Below are 13,838 nucleotides of genomic sequence, written 5' to 3'. Positions count from 1 at the left end.
ATGCGACACGGAGTAGCTCCACCGACCCTTCCCGGTTTCGATGCCGAGGATCCTGCCGAAAGTGCAATCGTCCGTCGGCTCGCCGAGAACTGGTCGCGCCGAGCCGCCGTCAAGCGATCCGAGCTCGAACTCGAGGATCTCTTCGACACCACAAAGCTCGACTATCCGGACTCGCTACTTCCCTTCGCGCAGCACCCCACCTACCTGGCACTCACGCCCGAGCAACAAGTGCGACTTCGAGCCTGGGCATGGATCGCCTTCAACAAGAACGTGATGGATATCGAACGAGCGGTGGTTAACCCGGGGTTCGAATTACTTGCCGTGGACGCGTTCGACATCGGATTCGGCGATTCCGTCGAAGTAGCGGTGAATCAGGCGATGGTCGACGAGCAGTACCACACGTTGATGCACCTCAACGCAAGTTCTTTGACCCGTCGTGGACGCGGGTTGTCGCTGCCGACAAAACTTTTGCCGGAAGTACAGACGGTCCGGAGCCGGGCTCAGGCGCTCGCCGAGTGTCCGGATGCTCGCTCACGCGCAGTTGTCTCCCTGGCCTATATGACTGTCGCGGAAATCTCGATCAGTTCGTACCTCGACGTGATCATCGACGGTGAAGAAATTCAGCCGGTGAACCGTGCGACGGTCCGACTCCACAATCGGGACGAACTCTGCCACGCGTCCATTGCCGACGCTCTAGCCGTTTCCGTGTTCGAGGCTCTCGACGCCGATGCGCGTCGACGCTTCGCCGACGGTGCGGCCGAAGCGATGGCCGCTTTTGCCGGCAATGACTTCGGTGCTTGGCAAGCGATCATGGATGCTGAGGAAATCTCCGGCGGGAACCGGATGATCGAGGACATCAAGCATTCCCCCGGGTCCGAACTGCTGGTTCAGGATTTCAGTGGAATCCGAAAACTGTTCGACACACTGGGCGTCGACAAACACCTTCCCTAAGTCAGCGATCTCCCGAATCAACTGGCATCTGCCGCGCTGAAGGCCGAAAGAAAAGTCTCTTCAAAGACAGCTTGTCCGTATCTTTGTCATACATTCGGTAGACGGGCCATAACACCGCATGCAATATCGAACTGCGGAAAATCATCAGGCGCAGTCGACGCGTCATAGCGCCATGATGCTTCAACGTAAGGATGGAGGCTTTGTTGTAAGAAAGAAAATCTATCGGTCCGGTTTCTCCGCGACGACCGGAAACTTCCGCTCGCATCGAAAGATCCTGAACAAATTTCATTTCACGACCAAGAAGACAATACGAAAGATCGACATCTTCGTGAAAATCTGTTCGATCAGTGACAGAATCTTGAACGATTGACCACGCAGATTTCCGGATCGCCATGTTCGAACCGGTCAGAGAAGGCGCATCTTTCAGCCCCCGGAATGTGCCGAGTGCATCCTGCTTGGCGACCGCCGAACGTTGCACCGTCACAAAAGGCGAGTCATAAAACAACGAGAAACCGGTAACAGCGTCGAATTCATGCGCGGCAAAAAACTCGACGACCGCACTGGCCCAGCCTGCAGACACCCTCGTGTCCGCGTCTACTCGCCCGATCAAATCACCCTGAGCAGAATTGAACCCCAAGTTTCTTGAAAAAACGACGCCCTGTCGAGTTTCCAACAGATAGCGAACTTTTGGAGACCGGCGTTCGAAATCGCGAATTATCTCGGCGGTTCCGTCTGTCGAATTATTGTCGACAACCAATATTTCAGCAATATCATCACCCTGCTGCAACAAAGACTCGAGACAATCCGAAATATATTCTTCTTCGTTATAGACCGGAACGACAACTGAAAGCGAGGCACCCATGGACGGCAGGTTATCACTCGATACACCATCTCGGAACATCAATGTTCGGGTGACGTCAGTCATCGAACAGACAGTCACAAGTGTGCAATGCCACACAAAATGATTGGCGCCCAACTGCACACTTGCTGAGGGAACCAGGCAAAAGGTCCGACGGGGCCGTCTTCGCCCCGAGTTGCGTGGACCACCTCCGGTAACATGCTCAAGGCGTTCGGAGATACACAATCGAGGTTCCCGCAATCCGTGCGGGCCATCCACTCGGTGCCCATTTCGGCCTCACCATCGGCCGCATCGGCACACCAAGCCACCAGGTAGCCCCACCATCTTCATGTAGACAGCGGAGAATTAATGCCCTTTCCCACGGATGCGGCCGTAGTCGTGGAGGACGTTCACAAGTCCTTCAAAGATGTCCACGCCCTGCGCGGCATCAGCTTCCAGGCCCCCAAAGGATCGGTTCTCGGCATCCTCGGCCCCAACGGCGCAGGCAAGACCACAACCGTCAAAGTGCTCTCGACGCTCATTCGTCCGGACAGTGGCCGCGCCATGATCGCCGGATACGACGCCGTACGCAATGCTGCGGAGGTTCGACGCTCGATCATGATGACCGGCCAGTTCGCGGCCCTCGACAATGCTCTGACCGGCCGGGAGAACATCGAACTCTTCGCGCGTCTCATGGGACTCGATCGCGCCTCTGCCAAGCAGCGAGCAGCTGATCTCCTCGAAGAATTCGATCTGGTCGAAGCCGGCGCCCGAACCGTCGCCAACTATTCCGGCGGCATGCGTCGCCGTATCGACATCGCCTGTGGCCTCGTCGTTCGCCCCGAGGTCGTATTCCTGGACGAGCCGACGACGGGATTGGATCCCCGCAGCCGGCAGAGCGTGTGGAATCTCGTGCAGACTCTCAAGGATCAGGGCATCACTGTTCTGCTGACAACGCAGTACCTCGAGGAAGCTGATCTTCTCAGCGACAACATCATCGTGATCGACAAGGGTTCGGTCATCGCCGAGGGAACCGCAGACGAACTGAAGGCGCGCACCGGAGCAAGCTTCTGTGAGATCGTGCCGACGGATACCAACATGCTCGGCGCTGTCGCCAACGCTTTGGGAAACCTGCTCCCGCCGGATTTCCGATTCGATCTCGCCCGGGACAGCGGCAAGATCGCCATCCCCGCTCCGCGCGGTTCCGCGACGCTCGCCGAGGCGCTTCGGCGTTTGGACCATGCCAGAATCCCCCTCGCCGACATCGCCTTGAGGCGTCCGTCCCTCGACGATGTCTTCCTCTCGTTGACCGGTCATCAGTCAACCGCCGACGCCGGCAAAGCCGGTGATGTGTCGTGACCGCTACGACGAAATATCCGACTACGAACTTGTCCCTGCAAAAGGTGGCTCTTCGGGAGATTTCGGTTCCGGCCGCCACGCGCGTCGGGCGGCATCGACGCCCTAACCCCTCAGCAGTTATGCAGTGGTGGGTACTGACGGGCCGCACGTTGCGCTCGATGATCCGTCGCTACGAACTTGTCATCGCTGTGATTGCCCCACTGATTTTCACTGTCGGCTTCTACCTGCCATTGAAGTTTGTGATGCAACTACAAGGCATCGACTACGCCCAGTTCCTGATGCCGATCATCGTGTTGCAGGCTATGGCCTTCACCTCGATTTCAGCTGCTCAGATGGCCGCCAAGGAGCGGATCACAGGTTTCAGTTCCCGGATGCAGACAATGCCCGTCTACGGAGCAGTCCCCCTGCTCTCGCGTATGAGTAGTGGGTTCGTGCGATCAGTATTCTCACTGACCGCTGCTCTCATCTACGGGCACGCAATCGGATTCCGATTCGCCGAAGGCCTCAATCAGGCAATTCTGTTCTGCACTTTGGCACTGGTGTTCAGCACGTGTCTGTCATTCGGCGCCGATGCCATCGGTTCGCTGTCCAAGAGTCCTCAAGCTACGAGTCAGGCATTGACTCTTCCCCAGCTGATCCTCGGGATGCTCTCCTGTGGTTTCGTGCCGGAAACCGGTTTCCCCGAGTGGATCCGTCCCTTCGTACGTAATCAGCCGGTGTCGCAGTTCTCCTTCGCGATGCGTGACCTCGCCCAAGGCGGCGTCACCTGGAACACCATGTTCCCCGTGGTCATGTGGTCGATCGGATTGATCGCTGTGTGCGCTCCGCTCGCCTACTGGGCAAGCACGAGGCGGTCGTGATGACGGCAGTCGACAATTCGGCGCAGCCGACCAACGGACGCACCCTGAATTTTCCCGTACCTGATGCGGCACTTCCGGAAGGCTCCACGCAGGCGCTCTGGACGCACAGTCTGATCCAGGCGAAACGCCTTCTGATCAATTGGGCGCGTGACCCATCCACCGCGATCCAAGCACTGCTGTACCCAGCTCTGACACTCATCATGTTTCGTGTTGTTCTCGGAAACTCGATCAGCGCCGCAACCGGGCAGCCCAGTATTTACGGCACCGTTCCGTTGATCATTCTTGTCGGGGCGATGTTCGGGTCCATTGCGAGTGCCGTCGGTCTTCGAGGCGAAATGACCAGTGGGCTACTCAGTCGTTTCTGGACCCTTCCCGCCCATCGTGCCTCCGGGTTGGTGGGTCGAATGATTGCGGAAGCCGTGCGGGTTCTCCTCACGACCATCGTCATCATCGGAGTCGGATGCCTTGTCGGGTTCCGATTCAATCAAGGTCCGGTAGCTGCGATTGGCATGATTCTCCTGCCGATCGTTTTCGGAATCGGATTTGCCGTGATGGTGACGGCTCTTGCCACTGTGTCCGAGAATCTCCCGCTCGTAGAGATCGTCTCCATCGGATGCACCCTGCTCATGTTCTTCAACAGCGGTTTTGTTCCGACGATGGCATATCCGGTCTGGTTGCAGCCCGTCATTGCAGCACAGCCCATGTCCGTGGCGGTGGAAGCTATGCGTGGAATGTCTCTCGGAGGGCCAGTCCTCGAGCCTGTACTCAAGACATTTGCCTGGTCGTTCGGAATGATCGCAGTCTTCCTTTATCCAGCAATCCGGGGATACCGTCGGGCAGCTTCGAGGTAGAACCATTCCAAGGACGCCGATCGAAATCGCCCCCGCGAGACCGCAAAACGTCTCGGCGAAGTAACGAATACGACGATCGAATCGACTTATCCATTCGGGGTCATTGAATCGTCTTCCGAAAAGTTTCAAACGAGAGGTAAGAAGTCTTGACGCGAAACACGAGACCAGCCTGGCGTCGCGCCACACACGTCGGAGTACTGGCAATCGCCTGCTCACTGTTCACCGCCGGCATTGCGCAAGCCGCTCCGACAAATACGAGCGATTCCGCGTCCGACGTGGCTACGAGCGATTCGTACGTCAAGTCGGTGCAGAAGATCAATGATCGGCAGCTCGTCGTCAACGTCTATGCCGCGTCGATGGACAAGGTGGTGCCCATCCAGGTCATCACTCCTGCCGATAATTCCGAGCCTCGCCCCATTCTCTACCTTCTGAACGGCGCGGGCGGCGGAGAAGACTCGGCGACCTGGCAACGTCAGTCGGATGTCGTCGACTTCTTCAGCGATAAGAACGTCAATGTCGCGACCCCGGTGGGCGGACGCCTTTCCTATTACACCGACTGGGAAAAGGACGACCCGAAAGCCGGCCGAAACAAGTGGTCGACATTCCTCGGTGAGGAACTGCCCCCGATTCTGAACAAGGAACTGGGAAGCAACGGTAAGCAGGCACTGTCCGCAATCTCGATGTCCGGTACCTCGGTACTGAATCTCGCGATCGAACATCCCGGCCTGTACAGCTCAGTCGCTGCCTACAGCGGCTGCGCACAGACGAGCGATCCGATGGGCCAGCAGTTCGTCAGGATCACCACCGAGTGGATCGGTGGCGTCGACGACGTCACGAACATGTGGGGACCCCTCGACGGTCAGGGTTGGCGGGATCATGATCCGCTGCTCAACGCCGAGAAGCTGCGCGGGACGCCGATCTACATGAGCACCGGCAACGGACTCCCCGGCTTCCCGAACGACTCCATGCAGAATCCGCGCATGAACGATGGTCGTGCAAATCTCGAGAACCAGATCATCGTCGGCGGCGTGATCGAAGCTGCAACCAACCTGTGCACCTCGAATATGGCCAAGCGTCTGTTCGAGCTGAACATTCCGGCCGTGGTGGATTTCCGCCCGACGGGCACCCACTCGTGGGGCTACTGGCAGGACGATCTCCACAAGTCCTGGCCGTTCATCGCCAACTCTTTGGGTGTCTGACAGACACTCTGATTCTTCTCGAAGGCCACCGGCTTTCGACACTTCCGAAGGGGGTGTCGAGGGCAGGTGGCCTTCGTCGTCAGATGCAGTTCCAGTAACCTGACATCCGAATTATCCCGATCGTCCCAGGCGACACATTCGGAGGTATCTTTCGTGAACACTGGCATTTCCCGACGTGGTTTCCTCGGCGCCGCAACGGCACTCGGAGTGGCCAGTGCCACGACAGTAGGTGTTGCCGTTCAACCCGCAGCGGCCGCACCGAACCGCTCGATGCCTCGCCACAATCAATTGCCGGCACCGGGCACGATTGACGCGACCGACCCTGCCTTGCTCAGTGCTACCGAAGCCGCAAGTCTGCTCCAGAACGGCACCCTTCATCCGGGCGAACTGCTCGACGCATGCCTGACACGCAGTCACGAGTACGACGGCGGGATCGGCTCCTGGATCCGGATCTATCCCGAGGTTGCATACGCTGCCGCCGAGAAGGCAGCACAACGACTTTCGAGCGCCGGGCGAGCGAGTACCGGCGAAGCGCCACCATTGGTCTGTGGCCTGCCGATCGCGTTGAAAGACACGTTTGCCGTGTCAGGATTACCGGTCACCGCGTCGAGTCGCGTTCTCGAAGGGAACATTGCCGCGGGCGATTCGACGGTATGGCGCCGCCTGAGTGAAGCCGGCATGGTACTGATGGGCCACGCACACTGCGACGAATTCGCCATCGGTTTGGCGACGCCGCAAGTGGGCAACCCGTGGAATCCCGAGTACTCACCGGGCGGGTCGTCGGGCGGCAGCGCTGCAGTTCTGGCCGCACGCTTCAGTCCGCTGGCAACGGGAACCGATACCGGCGGGTCACTCCGCATTCCGGCAAGCGCCTCTGGAATTACCTCGGTCAAACCGACTTTCGGACGTTGCAGCACGTACGGAACGATCCCTCTCAACTGGACTCGTGACCATACCGGTCCGATGGCCCGGAGTGCGGCCGATGCGTCGTTGTTGCTCAGTTACATGGCGGGCGTCGACGCTCACGATCCCACCACGTCGGTCGGTCCGCCGGTTCCGGCTCAGGGATATCCCTTGGCTGCTCAGGGCGGAACGTCACCGTTGGCGGGGCACCGATTCGGTATCCCCCGCAAAGAAATCGACACATTGCCAGGATCGTTGGGGACACTGTTCTCCGAGTTCACGGACACTGTCGTCGCACTCGGTGGCACGCTTGTCGATGTGACAATGCCGACCTATCCGACGGGACTCCTGACCGGAGACATGGCCGAGGCCGGAAATTATCACCAGCAGTTCTCCGACCGGATCGGACTGTACAGGCCGGAGCGGGCACTGTTCGTCGGAGCCGCAATTGCATCGATGGCTGTTCCGGTCGCCGACTTCATGGTGTTGGCTCACAACAGACTTCGCTACCAACACGAATACAACCGCATGCTGTCCGAACACAACCTCGACGCCATTCTCGTACCCGGTGCCAGGGTGGACGGCAGCAAGCGTTCCGAGTCCGCGGGCATCTCGCTGTTCGAGAGTGTCACTGCCGATGTCTCGTGGGCCAACTACACCGGCGCGCCGGTTGTCACGACGCCGGCCGGAAGGTCGAAGGAGACCGGACTTCCCTTCGGTATCCAACTCGGTGGTCGTGTGTGGGACGAAGCCGGCCTCATTCAGATTGCGCTGGAACTGCAAGCTGCTCAGCCCTTTTGGCAGGATGCTCCCCCCTTGAGCCGAAACGCAAGGCAGATACCGACGTCCGTGGTTACCCAGCCCGGACTCGGACCTGACCCGACGAACACGAAGAACGTCGGCTTCTCGTTCAGATTTGTGCCGACGTCCTCCGACGTTCCGATCAACTCCTGAAATACGCCGCCAAGCGAGGTCCGATCAACTCGAGCTGATCGGGGTCCATCATCGAGTGATGCGAAGCGTCCACCGACACTTCCGTCAGGCTGCCACCGATGGCAGGCTGCCAAATCTCGGACAGTTCCGGACTACTTCCGACTCCCACGGTGGCGCTCAGAACCAACGCATCACCGTCGAAGACGCTGGGCTCGTAAGCTTCGATCATCGAGGCGGCAGAGGTTGCAAAATCATACAGAGATCCGAGTTGATCGCCGGTGAGGAACGACAGGGAATCGAGTGACCGACCGAGTCCGAGGATCTCGTCCCGGCCAAGCGCACCGAGGTCAATTGCGTCTCCGACATCGACTCCCCACCCTGCTGCCAGTTCAGCGACGTTGTCCCCGGCTTGAGTTTCCCCGACTTCGGCAGTGCCACGAGGGTCGATCATCGCCAACTTCACGTCGAATCCCTTGGAGCGCAGGAGGACTGCGCAGGCATGCCCGATGTACCCGCCGAGTGAGTATCCGACGATGCGGAACGGACCGCTCGGGTTCACGCTCAACATTTCCTGGACGTAGCGCTGAGCCAAGGCGTCAACCGACGTCGGAAGTTGCCATGCCTCCGCCATGACCGGCGCTTGCAATCCGTAAACGGGAGACTGGGCGTCGAGGTAGGGAACCAACCCTGATGCCTTCCAGGCCAAGCCGCTCATCGGGTGAATGAAGAACATCGGCGCCGCAGATCCAGTTTCTCTGATCGGCAACAGCACGTCGATTGCATGATTCGCCGGCGTGCTCGAACCATCTCGACGCGCAGCTTCTATTCGCGCAGAAAGGGATTCGACGTTGGACGCACCGAAGAGCATGCGCACGGGTACGGAGGTACCCAATGCTTCGGTCAGTTCGGACGCCAGCTTCATTGCGATCAGCGAGTTGCCGCCCAACGCAAAGAAATCATCATCCAACCCCACCCGATCAACACCCAACACACCCACAAACGCCGACGCCACCACCAACTCCACCACCGACACCGGAGCCCGAAACACCCGAGCCTCAAACACCGGCTCCGGCAACAACCCCCGATCCAACTTCCCCGACGAATTCAACGGAAAAGCATCCAACACCACCACAGCCGCCGGAACCATATAACCCGGCACCCGCTCCCCCACAAACCCCCGCAACACCGACACATCAACCGACGCACCCACAGCCGGCACCACATACCCCACCAACTGATCACCCGTCACACTGCCACGCACCAACACCGCAGCCGACAACACCGACCCATGCGCCGACAACGCAGCCTCAATCTCCCCCAACTCAATCCGCTGACCACGAAACTTCACCTGAAAATCAGTACGACCGATGTACTCGATGTCACCAGATGCGTTCCAGCGAACCAAATCACCCGTCCGATACATCCGCTCCCCCAACCCGAACGGAGACGCCACAAACCGATCCGCACTCAAATCCGGCCGACCCACATACCCCCGAGCCAACTGCACCCCCACCAAATACAACTCACCCGCAACACCCACCGGCACCGGCCGCAAACGCGAATCCAACACAAACACCCGGCAATTCCACTCCGGCACACCAATCGACACCACACTGCCCGACGACCCCACCGCCGTCACATCCGCAAACGTAAACGACACCGCCGCCTCCGTCGGACCATACAAATTATGAACCCGCGCCGACGACACCGCAGCAAACTCCCGCACCGCCTCCACCGGCAACGCCTCACCAATCACCAACACATCACGCAACGAACCCAACAACCCCGGATCCACCAACGACGAAAACGTCGACAACATCGTCGGAACGAAATCCGTCACCGACACACCCTGCTCATCAATCACCGACGCCAAATACCCCGGATCCCGATGACCATCAGCAGCAGCAACCACCAACGTCGCCCCCACCCGCAACGGCATGAAAAACCCCCACAACGACACATCGAACGTCGTCGCCGTCTTCTGCAAATACACATCCGCAGGCGTCAAAGCATATTCCGCCTGCATCCACTCCAACTGATTCACAATCGCCCCATGCGAAACAGCCACACCCTTCGGACGACCCGTCGACCCCGACGTGAAAATCACATACGCCGCATTCCCCGAACGCAACGGCCCCAACCGATCCACATCCAACACCCGCGCACCCGAAAAACCAGACACATCAACAACATCCACACACACAACCCGACGACCCGACGCCGCGAAACCATCACGCTCCGTCGACACCACACACACCGGATCAGCCGTCTCCAACACATACTCGTTACGAGCCGACGGCGCATCAGGATCCAGGGGCACCCACGCCCCACCCGCACGCACAATCGCATACAACCCCACCAACAAATCCGTCGACCGACGAACCGCCAACCCCACCAACGACTCCGGACCCACCCCCAACCCGATCAGATACCGGGCAAGCCTGTTCACCTTGACATCGAACTCCGCATACGACAGCACCTCACCGCCGAACACCACCGCCCGCGCACCCGGCGACACCGCCACCACCGAATCGAAACCATCCAACAACAACCCACCCACCGTCACCTGAGCAGTGTCGTTGAAATCCCGGACGATACTCTGGAAGTCATTGGTGGACAGCAGTTCCACGTCGCCGACAGCAGAGTTCGTGTCGGCTACCATCGCGCGGAGAATGCGAGTCAACCGATCGGCAAACGCCACCGCAGTTTCGGCATCGAAAAGGTCTGTCGCATACAACCAGGACATCGCGATACCGGTGCCAACGCCGGCCTCATCCTCGATCGGCGATGCTGTCAACTGAAGATCGAACTTCGCGATGTCGATTCCGGCATCAAATTCCGAGACCCGCAGCCCTGGCAGTTCCAAAGCCTCACCGGCCATATTCTGGAAAAACAGTGCCACCTGAAACAGCGGATGATGCGCCTGCGAACGCGCCGGGTCCAGAACCTCGACCAAACGCTCGAAAGGCAAGTCCGCGTTCGCGAATGCGCTGAGATCAGTCTCCCGAACCTGCTCGAGCAACGCCGCGAAAGACGTATCCGGAGTTATCGACGTACGCAACACCAACGTATTGACGAACATCCCGATCACATCGTCGAGCGCAGGCTCACCGCGACCGGAAATCGGCGAACCGATCACCACGTCATCCGTCGACGCCAGCCGTGCCAGCAACACCGCGAGCGCAGAATGCACAACCATGAACAGCGAAACATTGCGATCCAGCGCTAATTGCTCGAGCGAACGATGCAGTTCACCATCGATCTCGAACCGGTGCACGCCACCACGCGTCGACGCCACAGCCGGACGCGGCCAATCCGACGGCACGTCGATCTTCTCCGGCAGACCCGCGAGATTCTCACTCCAGTAACGCAATTGCTCGGACATCAGCGACGCCGGATCGGAATCGTCACCGAGAACCTGCTGCTGCCACAACGCGAAGTCCGCGTACTGAACAGCAAGCGGAGACCACGCCGGCGCCTCACCACTCACCCGGGCGAGATACGCCACCGCGACGTCACGCACCAACGGACCAACCGACACACCGTCCGCGGAGATGTGATGAACCACCATCGCCAGCACGAATTCGGTTGGGCTGGTACGGAAGAGTCGAACTCGTAGCGGAACGGCCGTCGCGACATCGAATCCTGTTGTGACCAATGGCAGCAACGTTGCGAGCAGTGCGGATTCGTCGAGATCCTGGGGCACCACGTCGATGTCGGCAGTCGACGCCTCGTGGATTTCCTGATAACCGATACCGTCGAAAGCCGGGTACAAGGTACGGAGCACCTCGTGCCGCGCAACGACGTCGTCCACCGCACTACGGAGTGCACTCACGTCGAGTTCGCCGGTCAGCCTCAGAACGATCGGAATATTATTGACCGCCGATTCCGCGTCGAACTGGCTGAGGAACCACATACGTTTCTGCGGCAACGAAAGCGGAACCCGCTCGGGACGTGTCATCGGTTGCAGCGCAACATGTCCGGCCGAGTCTGTCGAGGATTCGATACGTGCTGCCAGCGCTTCGACAGTCGATGCCTCGAACAGAGTCTTCACCTGCACGCGCGTCTCGAATGCTGCGCCGAGTCGACCTGCCAGTTTGGCTGCGATCAGGGAGTTGCCGCCCAACTCGAAGAAATCGTCGTCGGCTCCGACTTGCTCGAGCCCGAGCAGGTCAGCGATTGCGTCGGCGACCAGTATCTGCGCAGGCGTGGATGGTGCTCGGTACGAGCGGGATTCGAACTGCGGAGCGGGCAATGCGTCGACGTCGAGCTTGCCGACCGGGGTCAGCGGAATCTCCGCGATCATCACGATCGATGCCGGAACCATGTGCCGCGGCAGTGCAGCCCGTGCACTGACGAGCAACGCGTCGGGGTCGAGGCCGACTCCGGCTTTGGCCTTCGCATACGACACCAACGCGGGCTCGCCCGTCGGCCCGGTCCTGATCAGTGTCGCTACAAAATCCACGCCGGGCACTGCGGCGAGAACAGCGTCGATTTCGCCGAGCTCGATGCGGAAACCACGGATCTTGACCTGGGAGTCGGCTCGGCCGAGGTATTCGAGGTCACGCTCGCCGTCGTCGGTCCGAATCCAACGCACGGTATCTCCGGTGCGGTACAGGCGCTCACCGCCGGTTCCGAACGGGTTCGCGACAAAACATGCTGCGGTAGTCCCGGACAAGCCGTTGTACCCGCGTGCCAGGTGTGCTCCCGACACATATAGTTCACCGGCAGTGCCGGTGGCGACCGGCTGCAACCGGGCGTCCAGAACGTACAGTCCGACGCCGCGGACGGGGCCTCCGATAGTCACCGGGCCCTCGCCGGTGAGTTCGGCGATCGAGGTGGCAACAGTGGCTTCGGTCGGGCCGTACGCGTTGAAGAACTTGCGGCCGGGCGCCCAACGCGCCACCAGAGCGGGTGAACACGCTTCGCCGCCGACAACAACGACCTCGATATTCTCGAAACCGTCTTCTGCCGAAAGAGATCCGAGCGCGGCCGGAGTCATGAATGCATGTGTGACCTGTTCCCCCACAAGGAGTTCAGCCAGTTCGTCTCCGCCGTAGACATCGGGACGAGCGATCACCATCGTCGAACCGCCGCCGAAGGCGAGGAGCAATTCCAGCACGGAAGCGTCGAAGCTCGGAGACGCAAAGTGCAAAGTGCGAGAAGTGGCTGTCAGACCGTAGCGTTCAACTTGCTCGGCGCAGAGGTCTGCGAGACCGCCGTGTGTGACGATGACGCCCTTGGGCCGTCCCGTTGAGCCTGAGGTGTAGATCACGTACGCCGGGTGTTCTGGGCGCAAGGTTCCGACGCGTTCGGTGTACGACACGGGTTCAGCCGGGACATCAGATGCGAGAGCCACGTACTCCGCGCTGTCGAGTTCCCACCACGGCAAGCTCGACGGCAATTCGCCGGCGACGGCCGCCACCGTCAGACCGATCGAGGCACCCGAATCGGAAATCATGTGGAGGACTCGATCGGCCGGATAGTTCGGGTCCACGGGCACAAACGCCGCACCCGCCTTCGCGACGGCCCACACGGCGCACACCGACTCGACAGACCGTGGGATGGAAATCGCGACACGATCCTCCGGGCCCACCCCGTGCGTGATGAGCAGGCGAGCAAGCTGCGACGACGTCGCGTCCAGCTCGGCGTAGGTGACGGACCGTCCGTCGAAGCGGATGGCGACCGCAGCCGGATCGATGTCGACGGCAGCTGCCAGCAGTTGAGGTAGCAGCGGCACTCGCACCCGTCGTGTGCGGGCGGGACGAGGCTTGCGGCTTCCTCGTGCCTTCCCGGGTGTCATGTCGACTGCTGCTACGTCGTCGGCGCTCATGCGATCACGTCCTGTGATCGATCTGCAGATACGTCGACCCCTGGCGCCATCAGACAACTCACCTTCACGTAATTCTTGTTTCCACTTGCTTGCAGGCCTGTACCGGCTCCC

8 protein-coding genes are annotated in these 13,838 nt (G+C 60.0%); 6 read left to right on the top strand and 2 right to left on the bottom strand.

The window, feature by feature from the left end; all coding sequences use genetic code 11:
• Window positions 1-951, top strand: a complete 951-nt coding sequence (locus BDB13_RS12385; RefSeq protein WP_094271903.1) for a diiron oxygenase — start codon at window positions 1-3, stop codon at window positions 949-951.
• 1 nt (window position 952) lies between these two features.
• On the opposite strand, the gene BDB13_RS12380 is transcribed toward BDB13_RS12385, so the two are convergent.
• Window positions 953-1,876 carry a glycosyltransferase family 2 protein gene (locus BDB13_RS12380; protein WP_254922797.1) on the bottom strand — a complete coding sequence of 308 codons (924 nt, stop codon included), beginning with the start codon at window positions 1,874-1,876 and terminating at the stop codon, window positions 953-955.
• Between the two features lie 282 nt (window positions 1,877-2,158).
• Between BDB13_RS12380 and BDB13_RS12375 the strand changes: the two genes are divergently transcribed.
• From BDB13_RS12375 to BDB13_RS12355, 5 genes are all read left to right on the top strand, one after another.
• The gene (locus tag BDB13_RS12375; protein ID WP_094271901.1) at window positions 2,159-3,148 is read left to right on the top strand and encodes an ATP-binding cassette domain-containing protein; all 990 of its coding nucleotides are present in this window, start codon (window positions 2,159-2,161) and stop codon (window positions 3,146-3,148) included.
• Window positions 3,145-4,008 carry an ABC transporter permease gene (locus BDB13_RS12370; RefSeq protein WP_094271900.1) on the top strand — a complete coding sequence of 288 codons (864 nt, stop codon included), beginning with the start codon at window positions 3,145-3,147 and terminating at the stop codon, window positions 4,006-4,008. The genes BDB13_RS12375 and BDB13_RS12370 overlap by 4 nt, the downstream gene beginning before the upstream one ends.
• Window positions 4,008-4,859: an ABC transporter permease gene (locus tag BDB13_RS12365; RefSeq protein WP_094274874.1), complete on the top strand. Its 852-nt coding sequence runs from the start codon at window positions 4,008-4,010 to the stop codon at window positions 4,857-4,859. Before BDB13_RS12370 ends, BDB13_RS12365 begins: the two co-directional genes overlap by 1 nt.
• A gap of 146 nt (window positions 4,860-5,005) precedes the next feature.
• The gene (locus BDB13_RS12360; RefSeq protein WP_441347188.1) at window positions 5,006-6,058 is read left to right on the top strand and encodes an alpha/beta hydrolase; all 1,053 of its coding nucleotides are present in this window, start codon (window positions 5,006-5,008) and stop codon (window positions 6,056-6,058) included.
• A gap of 153 nt (window positions 6,059-6,211) precedes the next feature.
• Window positions 6,212-7,915 (top strand): amidase, encoded by a 1,704-nt coding sequence (locus BDB13_RS12355; protein ID WP_094271899.1) that lies wholly within the window; start codon window positions 6,212-6,214, stop codon window positions 7,913-7,915.
• Here BDB13_RS12355 and BDB13_RS12350 read toward each other — a convergent pair.
• The gene (locus tag BDB13_RS12350) at window positions 7,905-13,727 is read right to left on the bottom strand and encodes a non-ribosomal peptide synthetase (RefSeq protein WP_094271898.1); all 5,823 of its coding nucleotides are present in this window, start codon (window positions 13,725-13,727) and stop codon (window positions 7,905-7,907) included. The two genes, BDB13_RS12355 and BDB13_RS12350, sit on opposite strands and share 11 nt — an antisense overlap.
• Window positions 13,728-13,838 lie beyond the last annotated feature (111 nt).

This window comes from Rhodococcus sp. OK302, assembly GCF_002245895.1.
In the GTDB taxonomy this organism is placed as follows: Bacteria; Actinomycetota; Actinomycetes; order Mycobacteriales; family Mycobacteriaceae; genus Rhodococcus_F.
This window is presented reverse-complemented; position numbering and strand designations above follow the sequence as displayed.

What these genes read in the sequence shown, in the direction of transcription:
- BDB13_RS12350 (WP_094271898.1), bottom strand. Translation starts at nt 13,727, where the DNA reads ATGAGCGCCGACGACGTAGCAGCAGTCGACATGACACCCGGGAAGGCA.
- BDB13_RS12385 (WP_094271903.1), top strand. Translation starts at nt 1, where the DNA reads ATGCGACACGGAGTAGCTCCACCGACCCTTCCCGGTTTCGATGCCGAG.
- BDB13_RS12365 (WP_094274874.1), top strand. Translation starts at nt 4,008, where the DNA reads ATGACGGCAGTCGACAATTCGGCGCAGCCGACCAACGGACGCACCCTG.
- BDB13_RS12380 (WP_254922797.1), bottom strand. Translation starts at nt 1,876, where the DNA reads ATGACTGACGTCACCCGAACATTGATGTTCCGAGATGGTGTATCGAGT.
- BDB13_RS12375 (WP_094271901.1), top strand. Translation starts at nt 2,159, where the DNA reads ATGCCCTTTCCCACGGATGCGGCCGTAGTCGTGGAGGACGTTCACAAG.